The 17361-nt window shown below is 71.0% G+C and carries 14 protein-coding genes and 1 tRNA gene; 5 read left to right on the top strand and 10 right to left on the bottom strand.

All coding sequences use genetic code 11. The features are described from left to right. Nucleotides 1–58 precede the first annotated feature (58 nt). The 3 genes from AC07DO_RS24950 to AC07DO_RS24940 form a co-directional block, all read right to left on the bottom strand. Complete coding sequence (locus tag AC07DO_RS24950) at nucleotides 59–907, bottom strand: chaplin (RefSeq protein WP_479062746.1); 849 nt, start codon at nucleotides 905–907, stop codon at nucleotides 59–61. 138 nt (nucleotides 908–1045) lie between these two features. Further along, a complete protein-coding gene (locus tag AC07DO_RS24945; RefSeq protein ID WP_479062744.1) occupies nucleotides 1046–1279 on the bottom strand; it encodes a chaplin in 234 nt (77 codons plus the stop codon). A gap of 190 nt (nucleotides 1280–1469) precedes the next feature. Beyond that, a complete protein-coding gene (locus AC07DO_RS24940; protein ID WP_479062743.1) occupies nucleotides 1470–2795 on the bottom strand; it encodes a M20/M25/M40 family metallo-hydrolase in 1326 nt (441 codons plus the stop codon). 188 nt (nucleotides 2796–2983) lie between these two features. On the opposite strand from AC07DO_RS24940, the gene AC07DO_RS24935 reads away from it, so the two are divergent. Continuing rightward, a tRNA-Leu gene (locus AC07DO_RS24935) sits at nucleotides 2984–3071 on the top strand. Between the two features lie 53 nt (nucleotides 3072–3124). Here the strand turns inward: AC07DO_RS24935 and AC07DO_RS24930 are convergent. Beyond that, on the bottom strand, nucleotides 3125–4405 hold the full coding sequence (locus AC07DO_RS24930) for a caspase family protein (protein ID WP_479062742.1): 1281 nt from the start codon (nucleotides 4403–4405) through the stop codon (nucleotides 3125–3127). Nucleotides 4406–4577: 172 nt separating this feature from the next. Here AC07DO_RS24930 and AC07DO_RS24925 point away from each other — a divergent pair, with 172 nt between their 5' ends. Together AC07DO_RS24925 and AC07DO_RS24920 are read left to right on the top strand one after the other, a co-directional pair. Next, complete coding sequence (locus AC07DO_RS24925; RefSeq protein WP_479062740.1) at nucleotides 4578–5243, top strand: SIS domain-containing protein; 666 nt, start codon at nucleotides 4578–4580, stop codon at nucleotides 5241–5243. Between the two features lie 50 nt (nucleotides 5244–5293). Continuing rightward, nucleotides 5294–6730 carry a trehalose-6-phosphate synthase gene (locus AC07DO_RS24920; protein ID WP_479062739.1) on the top strand — a complete coding sequence of 479 codons (1437 nt, stop codon included), beginning with the start codon at nucleotides 5294–5296 and terminating at the stop codon, nucleotides 6728–6730. 18 nt (nucleotides 6731–6748) lie between these two features. Here AC07DO_RS24920 and AC07DO_RS24915 read toward each other — a convergent pair whose 3' ends face one another. Continuing rightward, a complete protein-coding gene (locus AC07DO_RS24915; RefSeq protein WP_479062738.1) occupies nucleotides 6749–9097 on the bottom strand; it encodes an ATP-binding protein in 2349 nt (782 codons plus the stop codon). 125 nt (nucleotides 9098–9222) lie between these two features. Here AC07DO_RS24915 and AC07DO_RS24910 point away from each other — a divergent pair, with 125 nt between their 5' ends. Further along, nucleotides 9223–10599: a glucose-6-phosphate dehydrogenase gene (locus tag AC07DO_RS24910; RefSeq protein ID WP_479062737.1), complete on the top strand. Its 1377-nt coding sequence runs from the start codon at nucleotides 9223–9225 to the stop codon at nucleotides 10597–10599. Between the two features lie 36 nt (nucleotides 10600–10635). Here the strand turns inward: AC07DO_RS24910 and AC07DO_RS24905 are convergent, their stop codons facing one another. Then, nucleotides 10636–11673, bottom strand: coding sequence for a glucokinase (locus tag AC07DO_RS24905; RefSeq protein ID WP_479062735.1), 1038 nt, complete (start codon nucleotides 11671–11673; stop codon nucleotides 10636–10638). A gap of 128 nt (nucleotides 11674–11801) precedes the next feature. On the opposite strand from AC07DO_RS24905, the gene AC07DO_RS24900 reads away from it, so the two are divergent. Then, on the top strand, nucleotides 11802–12158 hold the full coding sequence (locus AC07DO_RS24900; protein ID WP_479062733.1) for an effector-associated constant component EACC1: 357 nt from the start codon (nucleotides 11802–11804) through the stop codon (nucleotides 12156–12158). A 16-nt stretch (nucleotides 12159–12174) separates the two neighbouring features. On the opposite strand, the gene AC07DO_RS24895 is transcribed toward AC07DO_RS24900, so the two are convergent. From AC07DO_RS24895 to kdpA, 4 genes are read right to left on the bottom strand one after another with little or no spacing between them, the layout of a single operon-like run. Continuing rightward, complete coding sequence (locus AC07DO_RS24895) at nucleotides 12175–12858, bottom strand: response regulator (protein WP_479062732.1); 684 nt, start codon at nucleotides 12856–12858, stop codon at nucleotides 12175–12177. A 4-nt stretch (nucleotides 12859–12862) separates the two neighbouring features. Continuing rightward, nucleotides 12863–13531: a potassium-transporting ATPase subunit C gene (locus AC07DO_RS24890; RefSeq protein ID WP_479062731.1), complete on the bottom strand. Its 669-nt coding sequence runs from the start codon at nucleotides 13529–13531 to the stop codon at nucleotides 12863–12865. Nucleotides 13532–13538: 7 nt separating this feature from the next. Then, nucleotides 13539–15692 carry a potassium-transporting ATPase subunit KdpB gene (gene kdpB, locus AC07DO_RS24885; RefSeq protein ID WP_479062729.1) on the bottom strand — a complete coding sequence of 718 codons (2154 nt, stop codon included), beginning with the start codon at nucleotides 15690–15692 and terminating at the stop codon, nucleotides 13539–13541. Continuing rightward, complete coding sequence (gene kdpA, locus AC07DO_RS24880) at nucleotides 15689–17353, bottom strand: potassium-transporting ATPase subunit KdpA (RefSeq protein WP_479062727.1); 1665 nt, start codon at nucleotides 17351–17353, stop codon at nucleotides 15689–15691. The genes kdpB and kdpA overlap by 4 nt, the downstream gene beginning before the upstream one ends. Nucleotides 17354–17361 lie beyond the last annotated feature (8 nt).

Genomic DNA, 17361 nt, shown 5'->3' with positions numbered 1-17361 from the left:
GGAGCGGGCCCCGCGACGGCGGGGCCCGCTCCGTTCGGCTTGCGCTGCGCGCAGTGGCTCAGGCGGACGCCCGGGCCCTGCGGTAGAGCACCGCGCCCGCGAGCACCGCGCCCGCGCCGACGGGCAGCGCGAGGCCGAGCGGCAGCTCGCTGCCGGTCGACGCGAGCTGCGACGTCCCCTCGGGCGGGGTGACGACCTGCGCCTGCGGGTTGTTCGGCATGGCGCGGTCCTGGATCGGCTTGAGCGGGCCGTGCGGGGACTGGGAGCCCCCGGGGGTTTCCGGGCCGCCGGGGTTGCCGGGGTGACCGGGGTGACCGGGTTCGCCAGGATTGCCCGGCTTGCCGGGCTCCTCCGGGTTACCGGGGTGTTCCGGATTGCCGGGGTTTTCCGGGTTGCCGGGGTGTTCCGGGTTACCCGGCTCCTCGGGCCCGGTCGGGGGCTTCTCGCCGCCCGGCGGGGTCACCGTGGAACCGGATTCGTTCGCGCACTCGTTGCCCATCGCGGGGTTGCCGAGGCCGCCGATGGTGACGCTGTTGCCGCACACGTTCACCGGGGCGTTGACCGGCAACTGCACGTTGTTGCCGGAGCCGACGCCGGGCGAGTCACTGGCGTGACCGTGCGCCTTGGCGCCGCCGGACGGCTTGTGCGAGCCACCGCCCTTGTGGCCCCCGTTGACGCAGCTGTTGCCCATCGCCGGATTGAGGACGCCGACCACGTTCACGGTGTTGCCGCACACGTTGACCGGTGCGTCGACGGGCAGCTGGACGTTGTTGCCCGCCAACACGCCGGGCGACTTCGAACTGCTTCCCTGGGCACCCGAGTCCGCATGTGCGTAACCGCCGGTCGCGGCGAGCACGCCGGTCGCGGCCGCCACGGTGATCAGGCCTTTGCGCGTGACCTGTCGCATAGCTGTTCCCTGCCTTCAACCTGCCGGAATGCGTACGGGCCCGCTGCCCGGACGCGGAATGCCCGTCGGCCCCGGAGCGCATGGCACGCACTCCGGGGCCGACGGACTCAGACCCTCAAGGGGTGAGGCACAACGGCGTCACTTGTTGACGCAGGCGTTACCGAAGGCGGGGTTCAGCAGCCCGATCACGGAGACCGTGTTGCCGCAGGCGTTCACCGGGATGTGCACGGGCACCTGGATGACATTGCCCGACACGACACCGGGAGAGCCCACGGCGGCACCCTGGGCGCCGGCGTCGGCGGTGGCGATGCCCGCACCGGCGAGCACGAGACCACCAGTGGCAGCCACAGCGGCGACGACCTTCTTGATCATTATTCCTCCTCGTTGGCAATGCAGTCCCAGCCGCGGACTGCATGACCTGTAACGAGGGGAAACTGGTGAGGCTACGAGCCGAGGAGCCCTTTCACTCTTCTCAGTCAAGTACGCACGCGCTGACGATTGTTGGAGTGTCGTTTCAGCGCATGAAGCGGCCGGATTTCCACCGAATTCCGGCCGCTTTCCGTCAGGAGGCGTCGATGAACCGGTCGAGCACCCGGACCCCGAACTTGAGGCCGTCCACCGGCACCCGCTCGTCGACACCGTGGAACATGCCGGCGAAGTCCAGCTCCGGCGGCAGCTTCAGCGGCGCGAAGCCGAAGCCGCGGATGCCGAGGTCGTCGAAGGACTTGGCGTCCGTGCCGGCCGAGAGCATGTACGGCACGGCGCGGGCGATCGGGTCCTCGGCGCGCAGGGCGGTCTGCATGGCGTCGACGAGCGCACCGTCGAAGGTGGTCTCCAGTGCCTTGTCGGCATGAACGTCCTCGCGCTTGACCCGCGGGCCGAGAATCCGGTCGAGGTCGGCGAGGAACTCCTCCTCGTAGCCGGGCAGGTAGCGGCCGTCGACGTGCGCGGTGGCCTGGCCCGGGATCACGTTCACCTTGTACCCGGCGCCGAGCTGCGTGGGGTTGGCGGTGTTCTGCAGGGAGGCGCCGATGAGCTTGGCGATGCCGCCGAGCTTGGCGAGCGTCGCGTCCATGTCCTCCGGGTCGAGCTCGGTGCCGAGGGCGTCGCCGAGTTCGTCGAGGAAGTGCCGCAGCGTCTTGGTGACGCGCACCGGGAACTTGTGGCGCCCGAGCCGTCCGACGGCCTCGGAGAGCTCGGTGATCGCGTTGTCCTTGTGGATCATCGATCCGTGGCCGGCGGTGCCGTCCACGGTGAGCTTCATCCAGTGCATGCCCTTCTGCGCCGTCTCGACGAGGTAGAGCCGCAGGTTCTCGTTGACGGTGAACGAGAAGCCGCCGACCTCGCTGATCGCCTCCGTGCACCCCTCGAAGAGACCGGGGTGGTTGTCGACCAGGTGCCGCGCGCCGTACGTGCCGCCCGCCTCCTCGTCCGCGAGGAAGGCCAGGACGATGTCGCGCGGGGGCTTGCGGCCGGTGCGCATGCGCTCGCGCACGACCGCGAGGGTCATCGCGTCCATGTCCTTCATGTCGACCGCGCCCCGGCCCCACACGCAGCCGTCCGCGATCTCCCCGGAGAAGGGGTGGTGCGTCCAGTCCGCGGCGTTGGCCGGGACGACGTCCGTGTGGCCGTGGATCAGGAGCGCGGGCCGCGACGGGTCCTCGCCCTCGATCCTGGCGACCGTGGAGGCCCTGCCCGGGTGGGATTCGAAGATCTTCGGCTCGAGGCCCACCTCGGCGAGTTTCTCCGCGACGTACTCGGCGGCCTTGCGCTCCCCCGGGCCCGAGTGGTCGCCGTAGTTGCTCGTATCGATCTGGATCAGTTCGCGACAGAGGTCGACGACCTCGTCCTCACCGGTGACGGCCTTGTCCGTGCTGGACCCGCTCACGCTGGCTCCTCCCGCATTCGCTGCTGGTGGTCCCCCTCATCCTCTCTCTCCGCGGCTCCGCGCCCAAGGGCGGGCGGGTGACGTCATCCGCAGTTCACGAGGGGTGGCGGGGGTGATCGGGGACCCCTGGAAGCCTGGTAATGTTCTCTGTGTCGCCGCGGGAAACGCCCCGCGAAGACAGACACCTTGTCCGGGTGGCGGAATGGCAGACGCGCTAGCTTGAGGTGCTAGTGCCCTTTATCGGGCGTGGGGGTTCAAGTCCCCCCTCGGACACCAGCAGGGCCCCAGTCGAGAGACTGGGGCCTTTCGCGTTGCGTACGAAGGGACGCTCACGCCGGTCCCGCGGCGTCCCGCCAGTACACGTGGTTGCGGCGCGCCGCGCGCGTGTCGCCGTGTCGCTCGCCCAGTGCGGAGCGGTAGTTCTCGGCGAGCTCGGCGAAGGCTGCCGCGGCCCGCTCGGGATGGCCGCTCACCCCCAGCCAGTGGGCGTGCTGCCATCGGCAGCTGAGCGCGCGCACGTCCCCCGGGCCCAGCGCCCCCGAGGCGTCCACGGCGAGCTCGGCGAAGAGGTCCGCGGCGGCCGCGGCGTCGCCGCCGATGCCGGCCCAGCGGGCGTGCTCGTGGCGCGCCTGGAGGGTGTCCGGGTGGCGTGGGCCGTGTTCGGCGGCCAGCTGCTCGGCGAGCCGCTCGTACCGCGCGGCCGCGGCGGCCGCCCGGCCGCTCTCCCCCTCGGCGTGCGCCAGGGCCCGGTGCGTGAGGAGGGTGAGCTCGTGGTGGGCACCGAGCACCCGGCCGCACTGCTGCGCGAGGACGTTCAAAGCTTCCAGCGCGCCCGCCGGGTCACCGGCCTCCCCCATTTCGACGGCGCTGCTCAGCCGCTCGGGCACGTCCTCGGCGGTCAGCCTGCGGAACGCGGTGTTCGCGGCCAGGGCCAGCTGGTCGCTCGTCCCCGTGCCGCACCGCTGGGGCCTCGGCTCGCCCTTGGCGGTGAGGACGCGGGACGTGTGGCGGTAGGCCGCGCCGAGGGTGAGCAGTTCGGGTTCCGCGGCCGAGCCGTCGCGCAGGAACTTGATCAGTTCGCCCGTGAACAGCGTGTGGCGGTCGCCCAGGGGCGCGCGGGCCGGGGTGTTCGCGGGGGCGGAGGCGAGGACGAACGTACCGGCGATCTCCAGCTGGCCGAAGTAGAGCGACGCGGTGTCGCCCATGGCTTCGATGGCCCGGCCCGAGAAGCAGCAGTCGAGGAGCAGGACGCGGTTCCTCGCGGGTGCGGACGCCATGGTCTGGCGGATGAGGTCGAACCGCAGACTCGACCAGCCGAGCAGCCGGGTGTCGCTCCCGGTGAGCAGGAGGTGGAGCAGTCCGTGTTCGTCCAGCGCGCCGTGGCCCGCGAAGTAGACGAGGAACATGTCCTCCACGCCGCTCGCCGCGCGGCTGAGCGCCGCCCCGACCTTCTGCGGTTCCCGTACGTCGCGCAGGAGCGTGCAGCGCTCCTCGGGGAGCGCGACGTTGCCCGGGCTGGTGAGCAAGGTCCGCAGGTCGTCGAGGTTGTTGCTGACCGCGGGCAGGTGCGGCAGTTCGGCGTCGTCGTAGCTGCCGCAACCGATGAGCACTGCATGGGAGTTCGAACCGCCGGCCAACCGCACTTGGTCCCCCTCTTGCCGTGCCGCACCGCTGCCCAAATGATAGCGACGCAACTCATTTGAGGGGTGGCGCTCTTACCGCTGTCCGAGGTTTCGGGCATGCTGGCCAATCCGAAGTCGGCTGTGACGGGTGGGGGTTCTCATGGGGCGCTCGGACGTGCGGGACAACGCGGACGCGTTAGACGGCAGAGGCGGTGCGCACCGGGCTTCCGCCGTCTGTACGGCGTTCCAGAACCTGGTGGCCGACGCCGCTCTCGCGGTGGAGCCCGATGGGTTCGCTTCGGCGGTCCGGCTGCTGGACTCGGTCAGGACGACCGGCAACTGTCTCTACGCGATCGGCAACGGCGGCAGCGCGGCGACGGCGGGCCACTTGGCGTGCGATCTCGCCATGACCTCGGGCCCACAGGCCGCGGGTCTGCGGACGAACGCGCTCACCGGCAACACTCCGCTGCTCAGCGCGCTGGCCAACGACATCGGCTACGACCGCGTGTTCTCCGAGCAGTTGGCCCGCCTGCTGACGCCGGGCGATGTCGTGGTGGCCATCAGCGTCAGCGGCAACTCCCCGAACATCCTGGAAGGCCTGAAGACGGCTCGGACGCGCGGTGTGCGCACGGTCGGGCTGCTCGGCGGTTCGGGGGGCAGCGCGGCCGCGCTCGTCGACGTGCCGCTGCTGGTCGACAGCGAGGTGTACGGCGTGGTGGAGACCGTCCACCTGGGTCTCGTGCACTCCCTCGCGCTCGCCCTGGGTACGGGGAGGGGCCGCTCCCAGGACATTCTGGAGGCCTCGTTCGACGGAACGCAGGGCTGACGGTGGACCGTCGGGCCGCGCGGGGAGCGGGTACGGCCGATGTGGTGCTGGTGTCCGACCGGGGACCCGTGACGTTCCGGGCCGGCCCGTCCGGTCTCGCTCCGGAACGCAGGACGGGCAGTGTGACGGCGCTGCTCGACCGGTCCGCGCGGGCGCTCGACGGCGACGTGTGCTGGCTGGCTCCGTCGGCGAGCGAGGAGGACCGGGAGGCGGTACGGGACGGCCGGTTCGCGGGGCTGGGGCTCGGTTACGGATTCCGGCCGGTGCCCTTCCGGACGGCGGACTACCGGCGGTACTACGAGGACGCGGGCGTACGAGGGCTCTGGTACGCGCTCCACGATCTGTGGGCGGACCTTCCGCGGGACCTCGACGAGGGGGGCCCGGGGCCGCTCGGCGACCGCGCGGCGTTGCGGGCGTATCAGCGGGTGAACCGTGGTGTGGCCGCGGCGGCCGCGACGTACTGCCGTCCCCGTACCGTCGTGTGCTTCCAGGACTACCAGTTCGCCACGGCGCCCGGGTTCCTGCGCTCCCTGCTGCCCACGCAGACCGTGGGCCTCTTCGTGCACGCCGCGTTCGCCGGCCCCTCGTCGCTCGCGGTGCTGCCGGAGGTGGCGCGCGGGCTGCTCCTGCGCGGCATGCTCGCGGCGGACGTGCTGGGCTTCCAGTGCGAGCGGTGGGCGGATTCCTTCCTCCGTTTCGCCGGGGAGGCCGGGCACGAGGTCGACGTGGCTGCCGGAGCGGTCCGCCACGCGGGAGGCCGGACGCTGGTCCGCCGCTATCCGGCGCCGCCCGATCAGGAGTACCTGGCGGGTGTGTTCGGCTCGGCGGAGGCGGACCGGTGGTCCGGTGCCTTCCGGCGGCTGCGGGAGGGGGCGGGGGGTGGTGCGCGGCTGCTGGTGCGCGTCGACCGGCTCGATCCCGCGAAGAACGTCCTGCGGGGGTTCGAGGCCTTCGCGCTGCTCCTCGCCGAGCGCCCGGAGCTGCGGCACAGCGTCAGGTTCGTGTGCTGTCTGACTCCTTCCCGGCCCGCCGTGCCCGAGTACGCGTGGTACGCGGCCCGTGTGCGGGAGGCCGTCGCCGCCGTCCAGCGGGACTTTCCCGGGGTCCTGACCGTGTACTGGGACGAGGACCGGGTGCGGGCCATGGCGGCGCTGCGGGAGTACGACGTCCTGCTGGTCAACTCCGTGCACGATGGGATGAATCTGGTCGCCCAGGAAGGGGTGCTGGTGAACGGGCGGGACGGGGCGGTCGTCCTGTCGGCCCGGACCGGGAGCGCCGAGCGGCTCGGCGCGGGCGCCGTCCTGGTCGACGATCCGCGTGATGTCCGCGCGACCGTGTCGGCGCTCGGGCGGGCGCTCGCCATGCCGCCGTCCGGGCGTGCCGCGCGGGCGCACCGGATGCGGGAGCCGCTGCTGACCACGTCGCCCGAGAGCTGGCTGCGGGCGCAGCTCGCCGACCTCGCGGAGGTCCGGGACCGCCGGTCCTAGGGCCTGTGCAGGAAGTCCCTAGGAGTCCGGGCTCCAGGGCGCGATGTCGTCGTCCAGGGCGCGGAGGGCCTCCTTGACGGCCTCGGTGCGCGGGTCGCCGAGGCGTTCGAGGTCCTTCAGGGCCAGGGAGTAGTAGACCGCGGCCTCCTTCGGCCGGCCCATGGCGGCCAGCGTCGCGCCCAGGTTGACCGCGGTCGCCGCGGCGCCCGGTTCGTCGCCGAAGGAGCGCCTGATCCGCAGTGCCTCGTCGAACGTCGCCACGGCCTCGTCGTCGCGCCCGGCCGTGCGGTAGGCCTCGCCGAGGTGGTTGAGCGATGTGCCCTGGCCGAAGAGGTCCTTGATCTCGCGCTGGATGACGAGGGCGTCGAGCCAGTAGGCGATCGCCTGCTCGATCCGGCCGAGGTCGCGGTAGGCGGTGCCGAGGCTGTTGAGGTCGATGCCCTCGTTCCAGCGGTCCCGGATCTCCCGGTGGATGGCCAGGGCCCTCTTGGAGCAGCGGATCGAGTCCTCGATGCGGTTCATCCGCCGCAGCGCGCCGGCCAGGTTGTTGAGCGAGGTCCCTTCGCCGTACTTGTCGCCGATGCGGCGGCGGATGGCCAGGGCCTGTTCCCAGACCTCGACGGCCTTGTTGAACTCCAGCGTGCCGCGGTAGGCGTTGCCGAGGCTGTTCAGCGTCCACGCCTCGCCCTTGTGGCAGCCGGAGTGGCGGGCACCGCTCAGCCCCAGTTCATGGGTGACGATCCAGTCGCTCATCAGCTTGCGCACGTTGAAGAAGCTCCACAGGACCACGGGCAGTTGCCAGGCGATGGCGTCCTGTTCGCGCTGTACCGCCTGGCGGACGAGGGCGATCAGGTGGGTCCGTTCGGTGTCGCACCAGGTGAGGGCCTCCGACCCGTCGGCGAACCGGAGCGGCTCGCACCGTTCGGGCAGCGCGTCGAGGTCGATGGCGCGCCGGTGCGGCATCAGTTGCCGGTTGGCCGCGTCGGCGGTGTGCAGGTACCAGAGCAGGCAGCGCCGGATGGACTCCTCGCGGGAGGCCTCGGACTCCTCGTCGTACGCGCGCTCGGCGGCGTAGTCGTGGATGAGGTCGTGGAAGCGGAACCGGTCGGGTGCCACCTGTTCGAGCAGATGGCAGTCGATCAGGCCGCGCAGGTACACGTTGGTGCGGGCCCGGGAGTCGCCGGTCGCGGCGGCCGCGGCGAGGAGGCTGAACTCGCCCGTGGGGTGCAGGCCGAGGATGCGGAAGCAGCGGGCACTGCCGGCGCCCAGTGCGCGGTACGACCAGGAGAAGGCGACCCGCACCTCGCGCTGTTCGGCGCCGGTGTCCTCGCCGTCCGCGGCGAAGGTGTCGAGCCGGTGGCGCTCGTCGCCGAGGCCTTCCAGAAGGTCGGCTATGGGCCACTGCGGGTACGCGGCGACACGCTCGCCCACGATGCTGAGGGCCAGCGGCAGATGGCCGCAGCCGGCCGCGAGTTCCTCGACCGCGCCGGGTTCGTGCAGTACGCGGTCGCCGCCGACGATGCCGGTCAGCAGCTCTATGGACTCGCGTTCGCTCAGGGTGTCGAGGCGGATGCTGCGCGCTCCGTAGGTCCCCACCAGGCCCTGGAGGCGGTTGCGGCTGGTCACGATGACCACGCAGGTGGCGCTGCCGGGCAGCAGGGGCAGCACCTGTGCCGTGTCGCGGGCGTTGTCCAGGAGGAGCAGCATCTTCCGTTCGTGCAGCAGGGTGCGGAACATGGCCGCGCGCGGTTCGAGTTCCTGCGGCACCTTGGGCGAGGCCACGTCCAGCGCGTGCAGGAAGTCGGCGAGGACCTCGGCGGGTTCGAGGGGGATGCCAGGTCCGTAGCCCCGGAGGTTGACGTAGAGCTGTCCGTCCGGGAACGCGTCGCGCGAGCGGTGCGCCCAGTGGACCATCAGCGCGGTCTTCCCCACTCCGGGGGCGCCGCCGACGGAGGAGATCACGGCGGTGTCGGGGCCCGTCCTGCGGCGCTCCTCCAACAGCTGGTCCAGTTCCGCGAGTTCGTCGTCGCGGCCGACGAATCCCGGACGGTCGAGCGGCAGCTGGTGGGGGACGGGGAGTGGCGGCCGGTCCGCGGGCACCGCTTCGGCGGGCCGGAACCGCAGCAGGCCCTCGATCAGTCGGCGGCTGAACTCGGGGTCCTCGGCGACGGCCCGCGACAGCTCGTCGACCGACCCGATCGCGGTCCTGCGGGGCTCTTCCGCGTCCGGGGCGTCCCGGCCCTGCCGCCTGCCCGTGTGGTCGTCCACCAGCCTGCGGAGCCCCTCCCAGCTGGTCTGCGAGCCGGTCGCGGGCGCGTCGCGCGACGGCGCGCCCGCGACCGTTCCGTGGATTTCCCCTGCCGGCACCGGTCCACCCCCGTGGGTCAAGCCAAGTTGGGCGAATTATACGGCGCGCGAAAGGTTGCGAGACGTGTCCCGGACGGATGGCTTGGGTATTCTCGCGGGCGTCGGGTTCTTCCTGAGGAGGGTGCGTGACGAACGCATCGTCGGATGCCTTGGTTCTCTTCGGCGCGACCGGTGATCTGGCACGGCGAAAACTCTGGCCCGCCCTCTATCGCCTGTCACTCTCGTTTTCCGAGCGGTGCACGCCTTTGATCGTCGCGGTGGGACTGCCCGGCCTCGGCAGGGAGGGCTTCGAGAAGTTCGTGACGTCGGCCGTCCACGACATGTGCGGCCCCTCGGACGGTGTGACGGTCCACGGGCTGCTGGCCAGGACCTGCTACGTCGAGGGGGACACGGCGCACCCCGGCACCATGGAGGACGTGGCCCGCGCACTGCGCACCACGGACCGTCCCGTGTACTTCCTCGGCGTGCCGCCCCCGCTGGCGACCGGCACGATCGCGACGATGGGAGCCGTGCGCCTCCCACCGGGCTCCGTACTCGTCGAGAAACCCTTCGGCAAGGATCTCCATTCGGCGCGGGAGCTCAACGAATCCCTGCTCAAAGTATTCTCCGCCGACTCCGTGCTGAGAATGGATCACTACCTCGGCAAGGAAGCGGTCGAAAATCTCCTCGCTTTCCGTTTCTGCAATCCCTTCCTGGCCTCCGCGTGGGACAGGAACACCATTTCCCGGGTGCAGATCACGCATTGCGAGAGCAGAGGCGTCGACACGCGAGGATCTCTGTACGAGGAGATCGGCGCGGTCCGCGACGTCGTCCAGAGCCATCTGCTGCAACTCGTCGGGATAGTGGCGATGGAGGCGCCCGCCGACGGCACCGCGGAGGCCTTCCGCGAACGGATCGCTCAGGCCCTGGCCCGGGTGCGCCCGGTCGATCCCGGGCAGCTCGTGCGCGGGCAGTACGCGGGGTACCGGGCGGAGGCGGGCGTGGCCGGCGATTCGGCGGTGGAGACCTTCGCCGCGCTGCGCCTCGACGTCGACGCCGAGCGCTGGCGCGGTGTGCCGTTCCTGCTGCGCTCCGGCAAGGGCCTTGCCGCGACGGCGATCGAGGTGGTCGTGGACTTCGTGCCCGCCGAGCGCCGGCTGTGGTTCACCCGGGAGGATCCGGGGCCCGCGCGGCTGCGCTTCCGGCTCGGCGGTCACGGCGGGGCCGTGCTGACCGTCAACGCCCGCAGGCCCGGGGCCGATCCCGGGCCGGTACCGGTGGATCTGGCCTTCGATCTGGAGGCGGCCGGGCCGTCGTGGGAGGCGTACACGCACCTCCTTGCGGACGCGCTCCACGGCAGGACGGGCCGGTTCGTGTCGATGCGGACGGTGGAGGAGTCGTGGCGCATCGTGGCCCCGGCGCTGGAGGTGCGGGACGCGCCGCTCCCCTACGCGCGCGGGTCGTGGGGGCCGGAGGAGTCGGCGGGACTGCCCGGGGCCGACGGGTGGTGCGCGCCGCTCTAGGGCTCGGGGAGCGGCGTCCTGGTCGTCCCCGTGGCCTCAGTCGGCCGGCCGCTCCTCCCCCAGGACGTCCCGCGTGGCCAGGCGGTAGGCGCCCCGCACGCCCACCAGCGGGTCGAGGGCGAGTCGGACCGGGACCTCCGCGAGCAGGTCGTGGTGGCAGGCTCCCGGGCTGATGAAGCGGTCCAGGAACGCCGTCTCCGCGCACAGGAACTCCGCGACCCCGGGCGCCTGCAGCACCCCGCTGGTCAGGGTGACGACGCCGCCCGCGGGCAGGCACACCAGGACCACGCCGCGCAGGTACTGGCCGAAGAGGGAGGCGAAGAGCCGGACGACCTCACGGGCGCGGGGGTCGCCGGTCAGCGCCGCCGCGGTGATCAGCGGCGCGACGGCCGCGCCGGACGCGCGCGCCTCGGTCACCCCGGCGTGCAGATCGGGGGCGGGCGGCGCCGCGTGACACACGTAGTCGTACATCCGGTCGAAGCCGCGGAGCCCGCCGATGGACTCCTCGACGGTGACGACCCCTGCGAGTCCTCCGCTCCCGGACCGCAGGAAGTCGAGGTACCCGGCCTCGAAGGCGTCCACCGGCTGCCAGGTGACGTGTCCCGACTCGGACGTGCGCACCGCACCGTGCCCGTCCAGGAGGGCGCTGCCGACGCCGCTGCCCACGGAGACCGCGAGGAGTTCGTCCGCGCGGGATTCGGCGTCGTGGTGGGTGAGCGGCCGCACCTCGTCCGGTCCGAGGTCCGCCATGCCGTGTGCGGTCGCCGTCATGTCGTTCACGACGCGGAGCCGGATGCCGTGCTCGGCGGCGAACGCGGCGCTCTCGAAGAGCGGCCAGTGCGGCAGGTTCGTCATCTGTACGTTGCCGTGCGCGGGGACGCGGCCCGCGACCGCGAGCACCACGGCCTCGGGGCGCAGGCCCGCTTCGCCGAGGGAGGCGGTCACGAGGTCGCCGAGCGACGGGAAGTCGGCGGTCCGCACCTTCCACTCGCCGTACTCCGGATCGCCGGCCCGTCCGCCGCGCAGCCGGGAATTGGTACCACCCACGTCGAACGCGGCCACCGCTGTGCGCACTGCCTCACCACTTCGCTTCGGGTCGGCCCAATTCTCCCCCGTACGGACCGAGTTGTCGTGGGGCACAGTATGACGAGACGTCCGTGCGAACACGTACGCGCGGACGCGGGAACGGATGCGGTGATGTCATGTCGGTACAGATCGAGGTGACGGGTCCTGCGGGCTCCGACACGGCGCTGGTGCGGGATCTGCTCGCCTGGCTGCAGCGGGAGGACGACCTGCGGGGCCGGGTCCGGCTCGCGCGCGGGACGCCGGAGCCCGGCCAGATGGGGACCGTGTCGGAGCTGGTCCTGACGACGGTCAGCAGCGGTACGGTCGCCGCGCTGGTGGCGTCCGCGCAGCTCTGGATCAAGCAGCGGCGCGCGAACCTCTCCATCGTCGTGCGGCACCCCGACGGCAAGGAGGTGGAGATCGACGCGGAGCAGATCTCGGGCGCCGAGGAATTCATCCGAACGGTACTGCGGGACACGGATCCGGCGCCCTGAGCGCCGCTCCCGGAGCTCAGCTCTCGAAGCGGTACCCCATTCCCGGCTCCGTGACGAGGTGCCGGGGCCGGGAGGGGTCCGCCTCCAGTTTGCGGCGGAGCTGGGCCATGTAGACCCGCAGGTAGTTGGTCTTCGTACCGTGGGACGGGCCCCACACGTCGAGCAGCAGCTGCCGTTGGGGGACGAGGTGTCCCGGGTGGCGGATGAGGATTTCCAGGAGCTGCCATTCCGTGGGGGTGAGGCGTACGTCGCGGCCGTCGCGGGTGACCTTTTTGGCGACCAGGTCGACGGTGAAGCCGTCGGTGGTGACGACGGCGGTCTCCCGGCCCGCCGGGACGGGTTCGGTGCGGCGGACGGCGGCCCGCAGCCGGGCGAGGAGCTCGTTCATGCCGAACGGCTTGGTGATGTAGTCGTCGGCCCCCGCGTCGAGCGCCACGACCTTCTCGGCCGAGGCGCGCCGGGCGGTGAGGACCAGGACCGGCGCGCGGGTCAGGGCGCGGAGGAGCTTGAGCACCTCGATGCCGTCCATGTCGGGCAGGCCCAGGTCGAGGATGACGACGTCCGGCTGCCGGGCCTTCGTCAGGCGCAGCGCGGTGGTTCCGTCGGGGGCGGCGTCCACCCCGTACTCACGGGCCCGGAGGCTGATCACGAGAGCCCGTACGAGCTGCGCGTCGTCCTCCACGACCAGCACCCGTTTCATCCGGTCACCCCTTGCCGGTGAGTTCCTGGAGGGCGATGTTGAGTTGGAGGACGTTGACGCGCGGCTCGCCGATGAAGCCGAGGGTGCGTCCGTCGGTGTGTTCGTCGACCAGCTTCCCGACCTGGCGTACGGGCAGGTGGTTCTCGGCGGCCACGCGGCGGACCTGGAGGTCGGCGTAGTCCGGGGAGATGTGCGGGTCGAGGCCGGAGCCGGAGGAGGTGACCGCGTCGGCGGGTACGTCGGCGGGGCTGATCCTGTGCCCGGGGGTGGAGTTGTCCTTGATGACGGCCGCCTTGGCGTTCTTCACCTGTTCGATCAGTTCCTTGTTGGCGCCGGAGAGGTTGGTGGCGCCGGACAGGAGCAGCTTGTACCGGGTGTTGACGCTGTTCTCGCCGAGGCCGTTGGAGGGGCGGGGCTGGAACCATTTGAGGTCGGGGGCGGCCGTCTCCTGGCCCTTCTTCAGCGGCAGGTCGTAGCGCTGGCCGATGAGTTCGGAGCCGACGGTCCTGCCGTCCGCCTTCACCTCGGAGCCGTTGGCCCTGCCGGGCAGGAGGGCCTGGGCGACGCCGGTCACGGCGAGCGGGTAGAGGACGCCGCAGATGACGGTGAGGACGAGCAGGGCGCGCAGGCCCGCGCCGATCAGCCGGGCGGTGTTTCCTACGGAGTTGTTCATGGCTGCGTCACCCAATGCCGGGGATGAGGGAGATGAGTACGTCGATGAGCTTGATGCCGATGAACGGGGCGATGAGCCCGCCCAGGCCGTAGAGGCCGAGGTTGCGCCGCAGCATCTTGTCGGCGCTCATCGGCCGGTACCGGACCCCCTTGAGGGCGAGCGGCACGAGCGCGACGATGATCAGCGCGTTGAAGACGACGGCGGAGAGGATCGCGGACTCGGGCGACGACAGGTTCATGATGTTGAGCTTGTCGAGGCTCGGGTAGGCCACCGCGAACATGGCGGGGATGATCGCGAAGTACTTCGCGACGTCGTTGGCGATGGAGAAGGTCGTCAACGCCCCTCGGGTGATCAGGAGTTGCTTGCCGATCTCGACGATCTCGATGAGCTTCGTCGGGTTGGAGTCCAGGTCGACCATGTTCCCGGCCTCCTTGGCGGCGGAGGTGCCGGTGTTCATGGCGACGCCGACGTCGGCCTGGGCGAGCGCGGGGGCGTCGTTGGTGCCGTCGCCCGTCATCGCGACCAGTTTGCCGCCGGCCTGCTCGCGCTTGATCAGCGCCATCTTGTCCTCGGGCGTGGCCTCGGCGAGGAAGTCGTCCACGCCCGCCTCGTCCGCGATGGCCTTGGCGGTCAGCGGGTTGTCGCCCGTGATCATGACGGTCTTGATGCCCATACGGCGCAGTTCGTCGAACCGCTCGCGCATGCCTTCCTTGACGACGTCCTTGAGGTGGATCACCCCGAGGACGCGCGCGCCGTCAGCGTCTTCCAGAGCCACAAGGAGCGGCGTGCCACCAGCCTGTGAAATGCGGCCGCCCAGTTCCTGCGCATCCTCGGCGACCTCGCCACCACGTTCCTTGACCCAGGCGATGACCGAACCGGTCGCGCCCTTGCGGACCTTGCGTCCGTCGACGTCCACACCCGACATGCGGGTCTGTGCCGTGAAGGGCACCCACTCGGCGCCGGTCAGCTCACCCTGGTGGCGCTCGCGCAGGCCGTACCTCTCCTTGGCGAGTACGACGACGGAGCGGCCCTCGGGGGTCTCGTCGGCCAGCGAGGAGAGCTGGGCGGCGTCGGCGACCTCGGCCTCGGTGGTGCCGCGCACCGGCACGAACTCTGCGGCCTGCCGGTTGCCGAGGGTGATGGTGCCGGTCTTGTCGAGGAGCAGCGTCGACACGTCGCCCGCCGCTTCCACGGCCCGCCCCGACATGGCGAGGACGTTGCGCTGGACCAGGCGGTCCATGCCGGCGATGCCGATCGCGGAGAGCAGGGCGCCGATGGTCGTCGGGATCAGACAGACGAGCAGCGCCGCAAGGACGATCATCGAGGTCTGGTCGTCGGCGCCCGCGTAGATCGCGAAGGGCTTGAGGGTGACGACGGCGAGCAGGAAGACGATGGTGAGGGACGCCAGGAGGATGTTCAGGGCGATCTCGTTGGGCGTCTTCTGGCGGGCCGCGCCCTCGACCAGGTTGATCATGCGGTCGATGAACGTCTCGCCCGGCTTTGTCGTGATCTTGATGACGATGCGGTCGGAGAGGACCTTCGTGCCGCCGGTGACGGCGGAGCGGTCGCCGCCGGACTCGCGGATGACGGGGGCGGATTCGCCGGTGATCGCGGACTCGTCGACGGAGGCCACGCCCTCGACGACGTCACCGTCGCCGGGGATGATGTCGCCGGCCTCGCAGACGACCAGGTCGCCGATCCGCAGGTCGGTGCCGGCCACGGACTCCTCGGCGGTGCCGGAGAGGCGGCGTGCGACGGTGCCGGTCTTGGCCTTGCGCAGGGTATCGGCCTGGGCCTTGCCGCGGCCCTCGGCGACGGCCTCCGCGAGGTTGGCGAAGACCGTGGTCAGCCAGAGCCAGGCGGTGATCGCCCAGCCGAACCAGTCCCCCGGGTCCTTGAGCGCAAGCACGGTGGTGACCACCGAGCCGATCAGGACGACGAACATGACGGGCGACTTGACCATCACGCGCGGGTTCAGTTTGCGGAAGGCGTCCGGCAGCGACTTCAGGAGTTGGGCCGGGTCGAAGAGGCCCGCGCCGACCTTGCCCGCGTCGGAGGACGTGGGACCGTCGGGGACGTCCTGGTGCGGGGCGCGCTCCGCGGTGGCGAGCGACCCTTCGTTCCGGTCGTCGGCCTGGTGCTTCTCGGTGTGTGTGCTCATGACGCGAGCCCCTCGGCAAGCGGTCCCAGCGCGAGCGCGGGGAAAAAGGTCAGACCGGTGATGATCATGATCGTGCCGACGAGGAGGCCGGTGAAGAGCGGCTTCTCGGTGCGCAGCGTGCCCGCTGTCCTGGGGACCGGCTGCTGCTCGGCCAGTGAACCGGCGAGCGCGAGGACGAACACCATCGGCAGGAAGCGGCCGAGCAGCATCGCGAGTCCGATCGTGCTGTTGAACCACTGCGTGTCGGCGTTCAGGCCCGCGAAGGCCGAACCGTTGTTGTTGGCTCCGGAGGTATAGGCGTAGAGGATCTCGGAGAAGCCGTGCGCGCCGGTGTTCGTCATGGAGTCGCCCGGGGTGGGCAGGGCCATCGCGACGGCCGTGAAGCCGAGGACGAGCGCCGGGGTGACGAGGATGTAGCAGGCGGCCAGCTTGATCTCGCGGGTGCCGATCTTCTTGCCGAGGTACTCGGGGGTGCGTCCGACCATCAGTCCGGCGATGAACACGGCGATGATCGCCATGATGAGCATGCCGTAGAGGCCGGATCCCGTGCCGCCGGGTGCGATCTCGCCGAGCTGCATGCCCAGCATCTGGATGCCGCCGCCGAAGCCGGTGTAGGAGGAGTGGAAGGAGTTCACCGCGCCGGTGGAGGTGAGCGTGGTGGCCACGGAGAAGATCGACGATCCCGCGACGCCGAACCGGTTCTCCTTGCCCTCCATCGCCCCGCCCGCGAGGTCGAAGGCCGGGCCGCCGTGGTGGAACTCGGTCCACATCATCAGTGCGGTGAACCCGAGCCAGATCGTCGCCATCGTGGCGAGGATCGCGTAACCCTGCCGGACCGAGCCGGCCATCCTGCCGAAGGTCCGCGTCAGCGCGAACGGGATGAGCAGGATCAGGAAGACCTCGAAGAGGTTCGAGAGCGGGTTGGGGTTCTCGAAGGGGTGGGCGGAGTTGGCGTTGAAGTAGCCGCCGCCGTTCGTGCCCAGCTCCTTGATGACCTCCTGCGAGGCGACGGCGCCGCCGTTCCACTCCTGCTTCCCGCCCATGAACTGGCCGACCTCGTGGATGCCGGAGAAGTTCTGGAGGGCGCCGCAGGCGACGAGGACGAGCGCGCCGATCAGGGAGATCGGGAGCAGGATGCGGACGGTGCCGCGCACGAGGTCGGCCCAGAAGTTGCCGAGCTCACCGGTGCGGGAGCGCGCGAAGCCCCGTACGAGGGCCACCGCGACGGCGATCCCCACGGCCGCCGAGACGAAGTTCTGCACGGCCAGGCCGCCGGTCTGCACGACGTGGCCCATGGCCTGTTCGCCGGAGTACGACTGCCAGTTGGTGTTCGCGACGAACGACGCCGCGGTGTTGAACGCCTGGTCCGGGTCGATGGACGTGAAGCCCAGCGAGCCGGGCAGCGAGCCCTGGAGCCGCTGCAGCAGGTAGAGGAAGAGGACGCCGGCGGCGGAGAAGGCGAGGACGCCGCGCAGGTACGCGGGCCAGCGCATCTCCGTGTCGGGGTCGGCGCCGATGGCCTTGTAGATCCACTTCTCGGCACGGAGGTGCTTCTTCGAGCCGTAGACGTGGGCCATGTAGTCGCCGAGCGGACGGTGTGCGAGGGCGAGCGCCGCCACGAGGGCGAGCAGCTGGAGCACACCGGCAAGGACGGGGCTCATATCCGTAC

Source organism: Streptomyces sp. NPDC045678 (assembly GCF_056432085.1).
The sequence above is the reverse complement of the archived record's forward strand: the minus strand, read 5'-3'. Positions and strand labels throughout refer to the sequence as shown.

What these genes read in the sequence shown, in the direction of transcription:
- AC07DO_RS24945 (WP_479062744.1), bottom strand. Translation starts at nt 1,279, where the DNA reads ATGATCAAGAAGGTCGTCGCCGCTGTGGCTGCCACTGGTGGTCTCGTG.
- AC07DO_RS24895 (WP_479062732.1), bottom strand. Translation starts at nt 12,858, where the DNA reads ATGAAACGGGTGCTGGTCGTGGAGGACGACGCGCAGCTCGTACGGGCT.
- kdpA (WP_479062727.1), bottom strand. Translation starts at nt 17,353, where the DNA reads ATGAGCCCCGTCCTTGCCGGTGTGCTCCAGCTGCTCGCCCTCGTGGCG.
- AC07DO_RS24900 (WP_479062733.1), top strand. Translation starts at nt 11,802, where the DNA reads ATGTCGGTACAGATCGAGGTGACGGGTCCTGCGGGCTCCGACACGGCG.
- AC07DO_RS24925 (WP_479062740.1), top strand. Translation starts at nt 4,578, where the DNA reads ATGGGGCGCTCGGACGTGCGGGACAACGCGGACGCGTTAGACGGCAGA.
- kdpB (WP_479062729.1), bottom strand. Translation starts at nt 15,692, where the DNA reads ATGAGCACACACACCGAGAAGCACCAGGCCGACGACCGGAACGAAGGG.
- AC07DO_RS24890 (WP_479062731.1), bottom strand. Translation starts at nt 13,531, where the DNA reads ATGAACAACTCCGTAGGAAACACCGCCCGGCTGATCGGCGCGGGCCTG.
- AC07DO_RS24950 (WP_479062746.1), bottom strand. Translation starts at nt 907, where the DNA reads ATGCGACAGGTCACGCGCAAAGGCCTGATCACCGTGGCGGCCGCGACC.